Here is a 15,867-nt window from a genome sequence, read left to right as displayed (position 1 = left end):
AGAACCCCCGCCCCTTCGCCTGGACGAAGAGCGCCGACGAGATCCTCGAACGCCTCGCCGCATATCTTGATCGAATTCCTGGCGCAGGACACTAGCAGGTCGACACCGGTCAGCCCTTCCGGCCCAGGTGCACCGTGCGTGCCATGAGCAGGAAGACGTCGGGGCGGTGGCGTAGTCCGGCCGGGTCCTCGGGGTCGAGCAGCCGGTCCAGTACGGCGATGTCCTCGGCCGAGAGGGCCTCCCCGAGCATCTCGCGCCGACGGCCGAATTCGGCGATGACGTGGTCGAGCGCCGGTCCTGAAAGTGGTGCCGGAAGGTCGAGAAGGAAGCTCCGGGTGCCCTGCGGCTCCAGCCCCACCGCGGTGAACAGGGCACTCCAGTCCTCGGTCTCGCGCTTGGAGCCGGGCAGTGCCGCCCGCATGTCCTCGAACCAGTCCGCGGTGATCACGTCGAGCCTGGCCTCCAGACCGGGCCGCCCCATGCCGATGTCACGCGGGAGTTGGCGCGGCGGCAGACCGCCCTCGACCAGGGCGACGGTCCCACCGGGGCGCAACAGCTCGGCGAACCCCGCGAGAACGGCGCGCTGGTCACCCATGTGGTGCAGGGTGTTGCCCGCCCAGATCAGATCCGCCTCCCCCAGTCCGTCGAGGTCGTCGGGGAGGTCGGCCTGCTGGGTGCGGAGCCGGTCACCGAGGCCGAGCCGCTGCGCGCGGGCCCGGGTGCGTTCCAGCAGGGCCGGGGTGCCGTCGACGGCGACCACCTCCGCCTCGGGGAACACCTCGGCGAGCAGACAGGAGATCACGCCGGGACCGCTGCCGATGTCGAGCACCCTGCGGACCTCCGGGGCCGTGGGCAGACCGGCGATCCACCGGGCCGCCTCCGCGTACTGCGGGCTGCTGAGCTCGGCGTTCTGCTCCAGCAGCGGGCCCATGACGTCCCAGCCGAATTCGGTGTTGTCGTGGTGATGACCGTGCGCGGTGCCCGGGTGACCGCCGTGCGCGGTCCTGTGCTGATGACTGCGGGTGGCGTGGTCCTGAGGTGTGTGAGTGCCATCGGACTGGGAACCATGGCCGCCATCGTGCTCAGAACCGTGAGTGGCGTCGTGCTGATGACCGTGATCGGTGTGCTGGCTCATGCGGACACCCTCACCACACATCACGCATCCGGCAAGCTTTCTTGCCGGTTCGGCAAGCCGCCGCTCCGGTACTCCTGTGGACTGACACCTCGGACGCGCTTGAACGCGGTGCTGAACGCGAAGGACTGGCTGTACCCGACCCGCCGCGCCACCGCCTCGACCGTGACATCCGTCTCCCGCAGCAGGTCCGCGGCGACGGCGAGTCGCCAGCCGGTCAGGTATGTCATCGGCGGCTCCCCGACCAGCTCGGTGAAACGCCGGGCCAGGCCGGCCCGGGAGACCCCGGTACGGGCGGCGAGACCGCCGACCGTCCAGGGGTGGGCGGGATCCCGTTGCAGCAGCCGCAGAGCCTGACCGACGACAGGATCACCCATGGCCCGGTACCAGCCGGGGGCTTCGGCGCCGGGCCGGGCGAACCACGTGCGCAACGCGGCGATCAGCAGCAGATCGAGAAGACGGTCCAGGACCACGCTCTGGCCGGGCTCGTCCTTGGAGATCTCCTCGTCGAGCAGCGTCAGCAGAGGGCTGCCCCGGCCGTCCGAGGGCAGATGAACGAGCGGGGGCAGGGCGTCGAGCAGTCGCCGGCTGATCTCGCCGTCCAGCAGATAGGTGCCGATGAGCATGGCCGCCGCGCCACCGAGGGCGTTGCCCCAGGTGCGCACCCCCAGCTGCATGGATTCGGAGAGCGGCTCGCCGCGCAGTGTGGTGCAGGTGCCGCCGGGTCCGATCACGGCGTGCGGCGCGGTGCCGGGGGTGTCGGCGACGGTGTACGGATCCGGGCCGCGCGCTATGGCGATGTCACCGGGCCGCAGCAGCACGGCGTCCGTGGCTGTGGCTGTGGCTGTGGCTGTGGCTGTGGCTGTGGCTGTGGCGGGAACGATCCAGGCCTCCCCGTCCGTCACCGACATCAGGCAGAGCGGGGCCCGGTCCTCGATCCGTACGGACCACGGAGGCTCCATCACCATCCGAAGCAGGAAGGCGCCCTTGGCCCTCGGCCCGTCCAGGAGTCCGGCGAGTGCGTCCATGCCCAGCAGCGTAGACGCACGCGTATGGAGCTGAGCGGCACGGGGATGTCGCGGACGGCGCCGCCGGACGAGCCTTGAGCCATGACACAGAACACGGAGAACGCGCGGCGGGAAACGGTGCTGGTGACGAGTGGTACGGGAAAGACCGGCCGCCGGGTCGTCGAGCGGCTGGCCGCTCGTGGGGTCCCGGTGCGGTCCGGTTCGCGCAGTGGTGAGATCCGCTTCGACTGGGCGGACGAGTCCGGCTGGGCGGAGGCGCTGCGGGGTGCGGAGGCGTCATATGTGACGTACTACCCGGATCTGGCGGCGCCCGGTGCGCCGGAGGCGATGGCGGCCTTCGGGCGGATCGCGGTGGAGAACGGGGTACGACGACTGGTGCTGCTGTCCGGACGGGGCGAGCCGCAGGCGGTGGTGGCGGAGGAGAGCCTGCGCGCATCGGCGGCGGGGGTGGAACTCACCGTCGTCCGGTCGGCGTTCTTCGCGCAGAACTTCAGTGAGGGCGCGATGCTGGACGGAGTGCTCGGCGGCGAGGTGGTGTTCCCGGCGGGCAGGACCGCTGAACCGTTCGTGGACGTCGACGATCTGGCCGACGTGGTGGTGGCCGCGCTCACCGAGGACGGCCATGCGGGCGTGGTGCATGAGCTGACCGGGCCGCGGCTGCTGACGTTCGACGAGGTCGCATCGGAGATCGCGCGGGCCACGGGGCGCACGGTGCGGTATCTGCCGGTGACCGGACCGGAGTACGCGCGAATGCTGGAGCGCTACGGCGTGCCGGGGCCCGAAGCCGGTTTTCTGGCCGGCCTGTTCACCATGCTGCTCGACGGGCACAACGCGACGGTGACCGAGGGCGTGAAGCGAGTGCTTCGGCGCGATCCGCAGGACTTCGGGGCGTTCGTCCGTGCGGCGGCGCGGGCAGGTGCGTGGGAGGTCCGTGACACGGTCCGGGAGTAGCACCGTCGGCCCGTGGGGCGGCCGGGAGCATCGGAACGCACTCGTGGGGGCGCCGGGCGCCCATTTTGTGAGCTCCTCTCAGTCTCCGCGTCTCAGCGCCGGCAGCCGGTAGCGCGGATCGGGGCGCGGCCGGTCGGGCTCGGGCAGCGCCGTCAGTACGGCCGCGAGCCGCTCGGCCGCCGCCCCCGGCAGGTGCAGGCGCGAGGCGTAATAGCCCGCACGCACCGCCTGTGCCGCGCTCAACGGGGTCCGGCCCTGGCCATGCCCCCGGAAGTGGGCGTCCCCCACCACGTCGAGGCCGGCCTCCGATCCGTACCCGACGACCAGGTTCGCGGAATCGGACGGGCCGGCGTCGAGACAGGGGGCGAAGGCCTCGTCGATGTCGCTGCCCACGTCGTGGGCCGCGTCCTTGTCGACGGTGGTGACGAACACACCACCGGGCCGCACCACCCGCGCCACCTCGGACACCACCGCCCGCACGTCCCCTTCGCCGCGCAGCAGGTGCAGCAGGTGCAGCAGCCAGATCGCGCCGACCGCATCCACCGCAGCGTCCGGCATCGGCAGCCGGCGCGCGTCGGCGAGCGCCACCGAACCGATCCGCTGCCGGGCCATCCGTGCCATGCCGTACGAGGCGTCGGTACCGAACACGCCGAGTCCGGGACGGGCGAGGGCCATTCGCTCGGTGACCAGGCCCGTACCGCAGCCGATGTCCAGCGGGTGGAAGGAACCAGTCCGAGCACCGCCGCGGCCGCAGCCTCGGCCCTGGGCGCGCCACCGCGGGTGGCGTCGTAGGCAGCCGCCTCGGCGCTGTAGTTCAGCACCTGGCCAACTCTGACACAGACCTCTACCGAATGGACGCCGGCATATTGCCGGTAGGCCGCAGGGCCCATAACTTGCGTTTATGGAGCTGGAGTTACGCCATCTGCGAACCGTACGTGCCATCGCCGACACCGGAAGCCTGACCAAGGCCGCCGCGGCCCTCGGGCTGGCCCAGCCGGCGCTGAGCGCGCAACTGCGACGGATCGAGAAGGCTCTCGGCGGCCCGCTGTTCGAGCGGGACCACACCGGTGCGCGGCCCACGCTCCTGGGTGAGCTGGTGCTCGAACGGGCCCGGGTGGTGCTGCCCGCCGTGAGCGAGCTCCAGGAGGAGGCGGTGCGCTTCGCCAACGCCTGGGGAACGATGGAACGCTTCCGGCTCGGTGGCACGCACGGACCGCTGCTGGGCGGCCTCGTCGACCGCCTGGTCGCCACGCACCCGACCGCGCCCGTGTCGACGTACACCTCCTGGCCGGTTGCCGAGATCGCCGCCCAACTGGTCGACGGAAGGCTCGACTTCGCGCTCATCGGGACCTGCGGAGAGAGCCCGCCACCGGCGAACGACCGACTGACGTGGCAGGTGGTCGGGGTCGACCCGGTCTTTGTGATGCTGCCGGACTCCCATCCGCTCGCCGACGAGCCGGAGCTCGACCTCTCCGCGTTGGCGGGCGAGTGCTGGGCGGACGTACCGGGCGACGGTTGCTTCGCCGACTGTTTCGTCGGTGCCTGCGCGCGGGCCGGGTTCAGCCCGGTGTCGGTGTACGAGACGGACACGGCGTCCGTCGTCCATCTGGTCCAGGTCGGACGGGCGGTCGGGCTGTGCCGGGCGACCTTCCCGCCGACGCCGGGAGTGGTGCCCCGCCCGCTCTCCGGTTCACCGCTGAGCTGGCGCCATCTGCTGGGCTGGCACCCCCGCTCGGCTGCGGCCGCAGCGGCGTCCGGAGCGGTGAGCGGGCACACCCGGGCAGCGTACGCGGAGGCGGCCGGGCGCAGCGAAAGCTATGCGCGCTGGCTCGACCGGCATCCGCGTTTCGGCGCCGCGATGTGAGGTGGCCGCCTCGGCTGCGCGGCGCCCATGCGTGTCACCCACCCGAGTCGCCCACCCACATCGCCCCGGCCCCATCGGGCGCCCGCCCCCGTCGGACGCCCGGCCCGGAGACCTCGGTGTTCGGCGGCGTGCCCGCCCGTCCGGCTATCTCACGCCGTGTCCGGGGGCGATCGCCACCACCCGCGCGGCCAGTTTGAGATCGTTCTCGGTGACCACGCCACCCGCGTCATGGGTGTTCACGGAGAGGGTGACGGTGTTGTACCCGAGGGTCAGATCGGAGTGGTGGTTCAGTTCGTCCTGGATCTGGGCCACGTGCACGGTCAGCCCGACGGCGGCGAAATGCGTGTGGAGCCGGTAGGTACAGGTGATGCTGTCACCCTCCAGCGACCAGCCGGGCAGGTCGCCCAGACGGTCCTCGATCTCTTTCTGCGACAATGGTGCGGCGGGCATGCTGCGACTCCCTCACGAGCGATCGGTGCCGGTCGACGGTGCCGGTGACGTTACGGTCTTGGTATGACAACTGTCGCGCTTGACACGGGGGTAGGGCCGCTGCTGCGCAGCTGGCGGGAGCAGCGTCGGATCAGCCAGCTCGAACTGGCCCTCCGCGCCGATTCCTCGGCCCGTCACATTTCCTTCATCGAGACGGGCCGCTCCCGCCCCAGCGAGGACATGATCCTGCGGCTGGCCGAACACCTCGACATTCCGGTAAGGGAACGCAACGCCCTGCTCGTGGTCGCCGGTTACGCGCCCCGATACGCACAGACCGCGCTCGACGACCCGGCGCTGGGCGCGCTGCGCGAGGGGATGGAGCGTCTGCTCCACGGGTACGACCCGTATCCGGCGCTCGTCGTCGACGGCATGTACAACGTGGTGGCGGCCAATCGGGGTATCGCGATGCTGCTGGAGGACGTGGCCGGGCATCTACTGGTCCCGCCGCTGAACGCCATGCGGCTCACGCTCCATCCGGAGGGCCTGGCGCCACGCATCCGTAACCTTCGGGAGTGGCGGGCCGATCTGCTGGCACAGATGGAACGCCAGATCGCCCTGGCCCGGTCGGCCGAGCTGCGTGAGCTGTACGAGGAGGTCGCGGGCTATCCCGCACCCGACGGCACTGACAGGGCCGAGAACTCCGAGGACGCCGCAACCGCCGGAAGCAGCGGGAGCGGCGGAAGTACCGGGGCCATCGGCGAAAGCACGACCAGGAACGGGGACGGGGACGGCAGGGCAGTCGGCCCCGCGTCATCTCTGCCGTTCGCGTTGCCCCTGCACATCGAGCACGGCGGGCAGGTGCTCTCGTTCGTCTCGTCCATCGCGACGTTCAACACACCGATGGACGTGACGGTGGCCGAACTGGCCATCGAGACCTTCCTGCCCGCCGACCGGGCCACCGCCGACCATCTGCGGTCCCTCACTTCCTGACGACAGGACGGGCCCAGGGCGCGTCCGAGCGTGCCAGGACGGCGGCGACGGTGCTCGCGACGGCCAGCACCGCCACGGCGAGCAGCAGGGGCAGGCTCGGGTGCCCGTGCAGCACGGCCGCGGCACCGACGAGCGCGCCGGTCATCATGGCTGCGGCCGAGAGCGCCCGTCGTCCGGCCTTGCTGCCACCTCCGCCGACGAACCGGCTGTCGGAGATGATGCCGGTGATGGTCAGGGTCAGCACGGTGGTGGTGAGGTCGGGAACCGCCAGTGCCCGGGACACGGCGTTCTGCGCCCCGAGGCCGAGTCCGAGCAGTGCGATGAGGGCGAAGCGGACCCCGCCGGTGAAGGGATGGCCGGACACCACGGTGACGATCAGCGCGGCCAGGACGCAGACGGTCTCCACGAGGAGTGCGTACAGCAGCATCCGGCCGCGATGGGACAGCGCACGGTGCACGATCAGACCGCCGAGCAGCGCCCCCACCACGAACGCCGCGAGTGCGACGAGGGAGGCCGCGAACGAGAACCCGGGGGCTCCCGCGATCGCGAAGCCGGAGAAGACCACGTTGCCGGTCATGTTCGCCACGAAGACCCGGCCGAGTTCAAGATAGCTGACGGCGTCGACCAGTCCGGTGACGACGGTCAGGGCGAGCATCAGGGGCGGCAGCGGTCCATGCCGGTCGTTCAGGTCCGGTACGACGGTGGACCAGGCCTCACGCAGCACGACGGGCACGGGCACGGGCACGCTCCGATCACGAGGCGGGTGCTCGGAATTGTGCCGCCCGGGGCGTACGGAACACCACGACCGACGCACGCGGCCCCCGCCCGGAAGGAAACATGGGTTCCGGGGACGGGGGCGCCGTGCGGCACAAAGTGGCCGGGCCGTCCGGCCCCGGCCCGCCGGACAGACGCCAGGCCCTCTCGTTCGGATCGTGTGGACCACGCCGGGCTCGTGTGCCCGGCGCCGGGCCCCGCCGCGTTGTCGTCGGTCGCCATGGCTCTCTCCTGCGCCATGACTCTCACCTCCGCCTCGCGATGCACGCCGCCGGGCCCCGCTCGCCGATCCGGCCTGATCCGGACGAAGGACCCTGGGGGCTGTCCCGTAATCCCTGGTGGATCAGCGTGCGGCGTCAGATGCGGTGCATCGCAAGGCAGAGGGACGCCCGAATACTGGATGTATTCGGGCGTTCCGACAACGCGGCGAGGTGCCGTAGCTGTCGTCGCACGCCCGCCAGGGATTACGGGACAGCCCTTAGACGCGTGCTCCGTTGTCGATCGGATCCCGGCGCGCCGTTCGCGTTCCGGAACGGCGACTCGGGGCCCTCTTGCGGGCGGGTGGCGGGGCCTTGCTGCTCCGCTCCAGGACGAGCGCGGCCGGTACGGCGGTCAGCACGGAGGAGTACGTGCCGACGCAGATGCCGATGAGCAGGGCGAGCGCGAAGTCCGCGAGGGAGTCGCCGCCCAGCACGGCGAGAGCGGTCAGGATGAACAGGGCTCCCATCCCGGTGTTGACCGTTCTGGGGACGGTCTGGAGAACGGCCCGGTTGGCGATCGTGCCGACGGGCGTGCGACGGGCCTTCGCCCACAGTTCCCGTAGCCGGTCGAAGACCACCACCGAGTCGTTGACGGAGTATCCGATGACGGTGAGGAGTGCGGCCAGGAAGATGCCGTCGACGGTCCGTCCCAGCCAGGCGAAGGCGCCGACCAGGATGATGACGTCATGGATCAGAGCCCCGACCGAGGCCAGGGCGAACGTCCAGCGGAACCGGATCGCCAGATAGGCCAGCTGCACGAGGACGGCGATGCCGAGGGCGATCAGGGCATTGCGCCGGAGTTCGTCCCCGAGGCTGGGGCCGATGAGTTCGTCGCGGATCTTGGTGGTTTTGCCGCCTTCCTCCGCGAGGGCCGCCCGCAGGGCCTGTTCGCCGTCGTCGTCGAGCTCTCCGGTACGTACCGAGAGGTCGCCCGCACCGGCCGTGGTGACCTCGGCATCGCCGAAACCGGCGTCGGCCAGGGCGTCGCGGGCGCGCTCGACGTCGACGGGCCGACTGGTCGAGTACTCGACGAGCCGCCCGCCGGTGAACTCGACGCCCAGGTTGACGCCGCGTACGACGATGCCGAGGACCGCGACGGCGATCAGTGCCGTGGAGATCAGCAGCCAGCGGTGCGGGGAGCGCATCAGCTGGGGGTCGCGACGGGTCAGCCAGGTCCGCACCCGGCCGGGACCGGCGATGCCGTTGACGCCCCGGTAGTCGCTGACGAAGCGTGAGCCCGAGGCGATCTCGGTGAGTGCGCGGGCGATGACGAGGGCGGAGAACATCGAGGCCATCACACCGATGGCGAGTGTGACACCGAAGCCCTTCACCGGTCCGGAGCCGAGGAAGAAGAGCAGCCCGGCCGCGATCAGTGTCGTCACGTTGGAGTCGGCGACGGCGCTCCAGGCACCACGGAACCCCGCGGTCAGTGACGAGCGCAGCGTGCGGCCGGGACGTTGTGCGTGTTCTTCCCTGGCCCGTTCGAAGACCAGCACGTTGGCATCGACCGCCATCCCGATGGCCAGAACGAATCCGGCGAGGCCGGGCAGAGTGAGGGTGACGCCGAGGGCGACCAGGGCCGCGTAGGAGATCAGTCCGTAGGCGGCGAGTGCGACGGCGGCGAGCGCGCCGAAGAGCCGGTAGACGACGGTGATGAAGAGCGCCGTGGCCGCGGCGCCGATGAGGGCGGCACGGGCGCTGGCGTCGATGGCGGCGGCGCCCAGCGTCGGACCGACGGTCCGCTGCTCGACGATCTCGACCGGGAGCGGCAGGGCACCGCCCTTGATGAGCAGGGCCAGTTCTCTGGCCTCGTCGGCGCTGAAGGAGCCGGTGATCTGGGTGGAGCCCGAGGGCAGACCCACGCCGCAGCCGGCCGAGGGGGAAACCTGCGGCGAGGAGATGATCTGCTGGTCGAGGACGATGGCGACGCGCCGCCGCTCGTCCTGGACCGGATGACAGGCGGCCTCGCCGGTCAGCCGGGTCCAGTCCCGGCCCGCCTTCTTGTGGAAGTCGAGGGAGACGGTCCAGCCGGCGCCCTGTTGGGCGTCGAACACGGCGGTGGCGTCCTTGACTCCCGCGCCGGAGAGCCGGGCCGGGCCGAGGTCGAGGGAGCGGCCCTGCTCGTCGGCGAGCGTCGGCCCGCGGTCGGCCCGGTCGTCCGCCTTCCCGTCCGCCTCGTCGCTGTTCCGTGTGCCGGGGCCCTCAACGGCGTGGAAGCTGAGCTGGGCGGTTCTGCCGATGACTTCGGCGGCCTTGCGCGGGTCCTGGACGTCCGGGAGCTCGACGATGATCCGGTCCTCACCGGAGCGGGTCAGGGTGGGCTCGGCGACGCCGAGGTTGTCGATGCGCTGGCGGAGCACCTCAAGAGTGCGGTCGGTGCTCTCCCGGTCCGCTTTCGCGGTATCGGAGTCCTTGGCCTGGAGCACCAATCTGGTGCCGCCCTGAAGATCGAGGCCGAGTCTGGGTGACATGGTCAGGGTGATGAGCGCGGATACGAGCAGCACGGCCGCAGCCAGAACCGCTCGCACCGTGGTGGCGCGAGTCATGGGTTTCCTCCGAGGGGGCGCCGGGCGCCCTCACCTCGGCGAGGACGGGACGGCGGTTCTGTGGGACGGTTCCGGTGGCAGGACCGGTGGCCGGTGAACGGCCGTTCCCGGAGGTCCGCGTACGCCGGGGAGCGCGACGCGGAAGCGGCCGGCGGCACGAAGGGGTGCGGCGGGGGGCCGCTGGTGGGAGTGGTGCGGCGGGCGGATGCCGGGTGGACCGGACAGCAGGATGTCGGGGCCGGGCGGCTGGAGTTGGTGCGCGGTCCGGGCGTGGTCGGTGCCGGCCCTGGGCTGGGGAGCGGTCGTGGGCGCGGGCCGGTGGCGGTCGGTCGCCGTGGCCGTGCGGGTGCGGCGGGTGTCCTGGACGGTGCTGGTCCGGGCGGTCCGGTCGGTGTGCGGGGTGGGCTGATGCGCGCCGGGCGAGTACGCGACGGAGGGCGGCACACCGGCGAACGGCCGGGCCGGGAGTACGGCTCCGGCTGTTGCGGGGGCGCCGCCGCCGACGGTGAGTACGGCGAGCAGGAGGGCGACGAGGAACTGCCGGGCCGCCGGTACGCGTTCGCGGTGCGCCGGGTTGCCCGGCCGTGCCCTCGGGGGCGCGTTCCCCGGGGGCGGCCCCGGGAGGGGGGTCACCTCTGTCGACCGGGCAGGGCCGGTGCCACACCGGCCCGGCGGAGCACGGAGCTGAGGATCAGCCCGGCGCCGCGCACGACCGTGGTCGCCGGGTCTTCGGCGAGACGTACCGGAACACCGAGCCGGACCGCGATCCGGTCGGTTATGTCGGGGCGGGCGGCGCCGCCCCCGGCGAGCAACGGGCCCTTGCGCAGGGCCCCCAGGACGGCACCGTGCCGGTCCTGCTGCCACATCGCCATGACCATGTCCAGGACGGTGCGCACGACGGCGGTGGGTGGCTCGCAGGGGTCGAGGTCGCTCAGTCCCGTCTCGGCCTGGCGGGCGTCACGGACCAGTCCGTCGACGAGAAGGGTCACCTCGGTCAGCTCGGCGCCGAGGTCGACGACGAGCAGCGGGCCGCCGTCCCGCGGTCCGGCGTACGCGGCGGCGGCTCTCGCGCTGTCCAGGGCGATGACGCCGATCGGCCCGAGTGCGGCGATGAGCTCTCGCGCGACGGCGCGGTGCTCGGATCCGGCGAGGACGGGATGGCTGAGGACGATCACGGTGTCGGTGCGGTCCGCGCCCAGTGCCGTCTCGGCGATACGGCCGAGCATCCGGCCGCAGGACACGGGGTCGACGATGCGCCCCCGCCGGACGGGGCGCCCGTGCCCGGGTTCGGCGCCGGGGTCGCCGCAGGCTCCGGTGTCCGCGATGACGCCGTGGCCGGGCAGCCAGGCACGGGTCCGGGAGCTGCCGAGGTCGAGCGCGATGCCGCGAGTGACGCCCCGGTAGTCCCGGCGGACGGACGGGTCGAGTCGCGGTCCGTCGTGCAGCGAACGCATCGCCCCTCCCCCGGTCTGCCACCGCAGCCGTTCACACACCCATGGACCCGCTGATAGCGAGGCATGGCCGAGCCCTCACTATGCAATAGGGAGGCAAAGAAAGCCACTCCCAGGTAAATCCAAGGGCTCGGCGTTGCATGGTCCGCGTCCTGTCGTCACACCTCCGACGGAAGGAATCCGGCGATCAGTTCGGCGAACTCGTCCGGCGCGGCAATCCGGACACCGAGGTCCTCGGCCTTGGTGCGCTTGGATCCGGCCTTCTCGCCGGCCACGAGGAGGGTGGTGCGCTTGGAGACGCTGGACGAGGACTTCCCGCCGGCCCGCTCGATCAGTTCGTTCATCTGGTTCCGGGACAGCTTCTCCAGCGCACCGGTCATGGCGCCGGTCACCACCACGGTCATTCCGTCGAGGGGCAGCCCGGCGACCCCCTCCCCGTCCGCCGTGGCGGCCGCTTCCGTACCCTCCTGGCCCGGCTCGGGCGGCGGCGTCGCTCCGGGCTCCGTCATGTTGACCCCGGCGGCCATCAGCTTCTCGATCAGCGGGGCCAGCTCCACCAGCTCCGCGACGACGCCCGCGGCCTTCTCCTTGCCGATGCCGTCGACCCGCTGCAGCTCCTCGGCTTCGGCGGCCCTGATCCGGTCCATGTCCGCGAAGTACCGGGCGATCCGCCGTGACATGGAGCGCCCGGTGCCACGTACCCCCAGTGCGCAGAAGACGCGGGAGAGCGGCTGGGTCCGTGCCGTTTCGATGGCGGCGAGGAGGTTGTCGGTGCTGGTCTCGCCCATCCGCTCCAGGCCGAGCAGCTGCTCCCGGTCGAGAGTGAAGAGGTCGGCGAAATCGACCACCAGGCCGGCGTCGACGAGCTGGACGACCCGGGTCGTGCCGAGGCCCTCGATATCGAGCTGGTCGCGGCCCGCCGCGTACGAGATGGACGCGACGAGGCGGCAGTCGCGGCCCCGGACACAGCGCCAGCGCTGCTCGCTGGTGTCGATCTCCGAGCCGCACTGGGGGCACGCCTCGGGAAAGACGACGGGCTGCTCGTCACCGGTGCGCAGATGGGCGACGGGCGCCTCGATACGGGGGATGATGTCGCCCGCCTTGTAGACCATCACCCGGTCGCCGATGCGCAGATCGCGGCGGGTGATGTCGGCCGGGTTGTGCAGCGTGGCATAGCTGACGGTCGAGCCGTCGATCTCGACCGGTTCGAGAACGGCGCGCGGTGCGATGATGCCGGTCCTGCCCACGTTCCATTCCACGCCGAGGAGCCGGGTGACCTTCTCCACGGCGGGGAGCTTGTAGGCGATGGCCCAGCGCGGCGCCCTGGTCCCGGAGCCGGCCTCGCGCTGGTCGGCCGCGAGATCCGCCTTGATCACGATGCCGTCGATGCCGAACGGCAGCGACGCGCGCAGGGCCGCCACCTCCTCTACCCGGGCCTGCACCTCCTCGACGGCGGTGACGGTGCGCGGCGCCACGTCCGTGTCCGCCGCGGTGTGCACGCCGAGCGCGGCGACGTAGGAAAGGACCTCGCTGTGCGGGAGTTCGGCGAGGGTGCCGGTCAGCTCTCCGGACTCGGGCAGCGGGAGGGCGCCGTAGGCGAAGAACGTCATCTCCACCGTGTACGCCCGGTCCTTGGCGCGCAGGGTGCCCGCCGCGCCGTTCCTCGGGTTGGCGAAGGGGGCGCCGCCGTGCTCGGTACGCACGGCGTTGGCCTGCTCGAACTGCTCTCTCGTCATGAGGATCTCGCCGCGTATCTCGATCGTCACCGGCTCGGCGAGTCGCTCGGGGAGGCCGGACACGGTGCCGATCGCGTGCGAGACGTCCTCGCCCGCGGTGCCGTCGCCCCGGGTGATCAGCCGATCCAGCCGGCCCGCCCGGTAGCGGGCGGCGACCGCCAGGCCGTCGAGCTTCGGCTCCACGCTCCACGCGGCGACGGGCCTGGCGATCCGGCGCTCCAGGGACGCGGTCCAGGTGGCGAACTGCTCGGCGGAGAAGACGTTGTCCAGCGAGAGCATCGGCACCGTGTGCGGCACGTCGCCGCCCGCGGCGCCGCCCGCCACCTTGCCGGTCGGAGAGGCCGCCAGCACCTCCTGCGGGTGCTCCTGTTCGTATGCGGCGATCCCCCGCACCAGCCGGTCGTACGCGTCGTCGTCGAGCGCGCTCTCGCCCGTGGCGTAGTACGCGGCGGCGGCCTGCGACGCTTCTTCGACCGCGGCGGCGTAGGCGGCGGCATCGGCGAGCACAACAGCTGAGTTCGTCATGGCCCCCATCCTGCCGCCCACCACTGACAACGCCCCTCAGCACTGACAACGCTCCTCAACCGGCCGCCGGAACTGTTCCGTCCGCCTCGTCGACGCCGCTCGTCGTGCCCGGCGCCGCCAGCGGTATCTGTGGTCCCGGGCACTCCCGGAGCCAGCGCCGCAGCACCTTGTGCACCTGCTCGGCCCCGACCAGCTCCGTGCCCTCCGCCACCGGGGCCGACAGGTCCGCCGGCCAGAGCAGGAACGGCCGGGACTGCTCGCCGCCCAGACCGCCGTGCGAGCCGATCTGCTCCTCGAAGGCGTGCACTCGGCCCGTGGATTCGTCGTACATCGAGTTCACCATGATGTCGGCGACGTGCGGGAAGCTGTCGGTGCGGCGCACCGCGGCCGCCGCGCCGGGCCCGAAGGACGCCAGCGGTCCCTCCCCGTCCTTCAGCTCCGACAGCGGGATCTCGACGCCGCCGCGGCCCAGCACCACCGATCCGTGGCGCTCACTGCGCACCAGCAGGAAGCCGATGCCGGGGTGATTGGCGAGGGTGCCGAGCAGTGCGGGTCGGCTCCGGTCGAGCTGTTCGCGCGAGGCCCGCCCCGCCATGTCCGGGAAGGAGATCAGGCCGAGGTTGCCGGAGGCGAGGACGACCGGGTCGGACGGTTTCGCCCGGTGCTCCGCCTCGCCCTCCTCGACCGGCCGGCGGTGCAGGGCGATCCGTACCGCGTCACGCGCCTCCGAACCGCTGCGGGTGCGCTGTGCCCGACGGGGTACGGGCAGCCCGCAGCCCGCCCGCACCAGGTCCTTCAGCGTCAGCCCGTACGCCCCCGCAAAAGTCTCTCCGGGGCTCTGACCGTGGTCGGAGAGCAGCACGATCCGGTACCTGCGCGGGGTGTGCTCGGCGACCTTGACGATCAGGGCGAGCGACCGGTCCAGGCGCGCGAGCACCTTCTCCGCGTCCCGGCTGCGCGGTCCGGAGTGGTGCGCCACCTCGTCGTACGCGACCAGGTCGGCGTAGACGGCGGTGCGTCCGGCGAACATGTCCCCGATGACCGCGGAGACCACGACATCGCGTTCGACGACGGTCGCGAAGGCCCGGATGAAGGGGTAGAGCCCACCTCGCTTGATCCGGGGGGTGTCCTTACGGATCCGCGCCCGGGTTGACTGGCCGATCTCGCGGCAGACCTCGGCGAGGAACGACAGCGCGGTACGCACGGCATTGGCCGGATCGGAGAAATAGGCAAAGTATCCCGCCCTGGAGCGACGGCCCTTGCCGAGCCGCGCGGCCATGGACAGGACGAGCGCCAGCTGGTCGGCGCCGCCGCTGAAGAGGTTGCCGCGGCTGGCTCCGTCGACCGTGAGCAGTCCGCCGTCACGGGTGCGTGCGATGGCGCGGCGCTGGAGTTCGAGGGCGCTCGCGGGGCGGCTGGAGACCATGACGTCGCCGCTCTCCTTCTCGTACCAGCGGAAGGCGGGGATGTCGTGGTTGCTGCCGTGCAGGATGCCGAGCTGGCTGGACCCGGTCTGGCTGGACCAGTCGGTGCGCCAGGGTATGAGCCGGTGGCCGTCCTCGTTCGCGAGCCACCGCGCGACGGTCGGCATCAGGCCGGATTCGGCGGCGTGGGCGAGAACGTCGTGGCCGACGCCGTCGAGCTGGATGAAGACGGTGCCGGGTGGGCCGCTGCGCCCGCTGTCCGTACCGCTGCGCCGTCGGTGGCGGTCGGCGAGCCGGGAGAGGCGGCGCCGGTAGGCGTTGTCGTCGCGGACGGCGAGCGCCGTAGAGGTCGCGGAGGCGACGGCGGACATCACCGCGGCGACGACGACCGCGGTCTCCGGGTTGGCGGCGCCGCGCCCGTCCGGGATGAGCCGCAGGGCGAGCAGCAGCAGCGAGCCGTTCAGGAAGAAGACGAGCATCCCGAGAACGAGTGCGGGCACGATGAGCAGCGCCCGCACCAGGACGGGCCAGACCAGTGCGGAGAGCAGACCGAACGCGCCGGCGCCCCAGGCCGCGGTGAACGCGGTCTTGGTGATGCTGTCGCCGTCGTCGGACTGGAGCTGGAAGTCCGGCAGAATCCCGGCGAGTGCCAGCATCGTGAGCGTCGAGACCGCCCACACCACCGTCACTCGCATCAGGGCGTTGCCGGCTGTTCGCCATCGCCCGTCACCCACGCCGTTCCCACCTCACGTCCGGA

Annotated in this window: 12 protein-coding genes and 1 pseudogene; 3 read left to right on the top strand and 10 right to left on the bottom strand. The window is 71.8% G+C overall.

The genetic code is table 11. From position 1 onward, the window contains the following. Positions 1-109 precede the first annotated feature (109 nt). Both ABZ826_RS21065 and ABZ826_RS21060 read right to left on the bottom strand, forming a co-directional pair. Complete coding sequence (locus ABZ826_RS21065) at positions 110-931, bottom strand: class I SAM-dependent methyltransferase (RefSeq protein WP_361450218.1); 822 nt, start codon at positions 929-931, stop codon at positions 110-112. Positions 932-1,155: 224 nt separating this feature from the next. After that, positions 1,156-2,160 carry an AraC family transcriptional regulator gene (locus ABZ826_RS21060; RefSeq protein WP_361450206.1) on the bottom strand — a complete coding sequence of 335 codons (1,005 nt, stop codon included), beginning with the start codon at positions 2,158-2,160 and terminating at the stop codon, positions 1,156-1,158. A gap of 81 nt (positions 2,161-2,241) precedes the next feature. On the opposite strand from ABZ826_RS21060, the gene ABZ826_RS21055 reads away from it, so the two are divergent. After that, a complete protein-coding gene (locus ABZ826_RS21055) occupies positions 2,242-3,111 on the top strand; it encodes an NmrA family NAD(P)-binding protein (RefSeq protein WP_361450203.1) in 870 nt (289 codons plus the stop codon). Between the two features lie 78 nt (positions 3,112-3,189). On the opposite strand, the pseudogene ABZ826_RS21050 reads toward ABZ826_RS21055, so the two are convergent. Then, a pseudogene (locus ABZ826_RS21050) lies at positions 3,190-3,932 on the bottom strand (class I SAM-dependent methyltransferase). An 80-nt stretch (positions 3,933-4,012) separates the two neighbouring features. On the opposite strand from ABZ826_RS21050, the gene ABZ826_RS21045 reads away from it, so the two are divergent. Further along, entirely contained in the window at positions 4,013-4,975 is a 963-nt protein-coding gene (locus ABZ826_RS21045) for a LysR family transcriptional regulator (RefSeq protein WP_361450200.1), read from the top strand. Between the two features lie 144 nt (positions 4,976-5,119). Here ABZ826_RS21045 and ABZ826_RS21040 read toward each other — a convergent pair whose 3' ends face one another. Further along, the gene (locus ABZ826_RS21040) at positions 5,120-5,425 is read right to left on the bottom strand and encodes a 4a-hydroxytetrahydrobiopterin dehydratase (RefSeq protein ID WP_361450197.1); all 306 of its coding nucleotides are present in this window, start codon (positions 5,423-5,425) and stop codon (positions 5,120-5,122) included. A 63-nt stretch (positions 5,426-5,488) separates the two neighbouring features. On the opposite strand from ABZ826_RS21040, the gene ABZ826_RS21035 reads away from it, so the two are divergent. Continuing rightward, positions 5,489-6,394 carry a helix-turn-helix transcriptional regulator gene (locus ABZ826_RS21035; RefSeq protein ID WP_361450194.1) on the top strand — a complete coding sequence of 302 codons (906 nt, stop codon included), beginning with the start codon at positions 5,489-5,491 and terminating at the stop codon, positions 6,392-6,394. On the opposite strand, the gene ABZ826_RS21030 is transcribed toward ABZ826_RS21035, so the two are convergent. The 6 genes from ABZ826_RS21030 to ABZ826_RS21005 all read right to left on the bottom strand — a co-directional run bounded on the left by ABZ826_RS21030 (position 6,384) and on the right by ABZ826_RS21005 (position 15,844). Further along, positions 6,384-7,127 carry a YoaK family protein gene (locus tag ABZ826_RS21030; RefSeq protein ID WP_361450215.1) on the bottom strand — a complete coding sequence of 248 codons (744 nt, stop codon included), beginning with the start codon at positions 7,125-7,127 and terminating at the stop codon, positions 6,384-6,386. The genes ABZ826_RS21035 and ABZ826_RS21030 overlap by 11 nt on opposite strands. 519 nt (positions 7,128-7,646) lie before the next feature. After that, complete coding sequence (gene secD, locus ABZ826_RS21025; protein WP_361450191.1) at positions 7,647-9,974, bottom strand: protein translocase subunit SecD; 2,328 nt, start codon at positions 9,972-9,974, stop codon at positions 7,647-7,649. 30 nt (positions 9,975-10,004) lie between these two features. Continuing rightward, positions 10,005-10,607: a hypothetical protein gene (locus ABZ826_RS21020; RefSeq protein ID WP_361450188.1), complete on the bottom strand. Its 603-nt coding sequence runs from the start codon at positions 10,605-10,607 to the stop codon at positions 10,005-10,007. Continuing rightward, positions 10,604-11,428: a rod shape-determining protein MreC gene (locus ABZ826_RS21015; protein WP_361450185.1), complete on the bottom strand. Its 825-nt coding sequence runs from the start codon at positions 11,426-11,428 to the stop codon at positions 10,604-10,606. The genes ABZ826_RS21020 and ABZ826_RS21015 overlap by 4 nt, the downstream gene beginning before the upstream one ends. A 155-nt stretch (positions 11,429-11,583) precedes the next feature. Continuing rightward, positions 11,584-13,695, bottom strand: coding sequence for an NAD-dependent DNA ligase LigA (ligA, locus tag ABZ826_RS21010; protein WP_361450182.1), 2,112 nt, complete (start codon positions 13,693-13,695; stop codon positions 11,584-11,586). Positions 13,696-13,741: 46 nt separating this feature from the next. Next, entirely contained in the window at positions 13,742-15,844 is a 2,103-nt protein-coding gene (locus ABZ826_RS21005) for a phage holin family protein (protein WP_361450179.1), read from the bottom strand. Between the last annotated feature and the right edge of the window lie 23 nt (positions 15,845-15,867).

The sequence above is a fragment of the Streptomyces sp. NPDC047515 genome (assembly GCF_040643055.1).
Lineage (GTDB): Bacteria > Actinomycetota > Actinomycetes > Streptomycetales > Streptomycetaceae > Streptomyces.
This window is presented reverse-complemented; position numbering and strand designations above follow the sequence as displayed.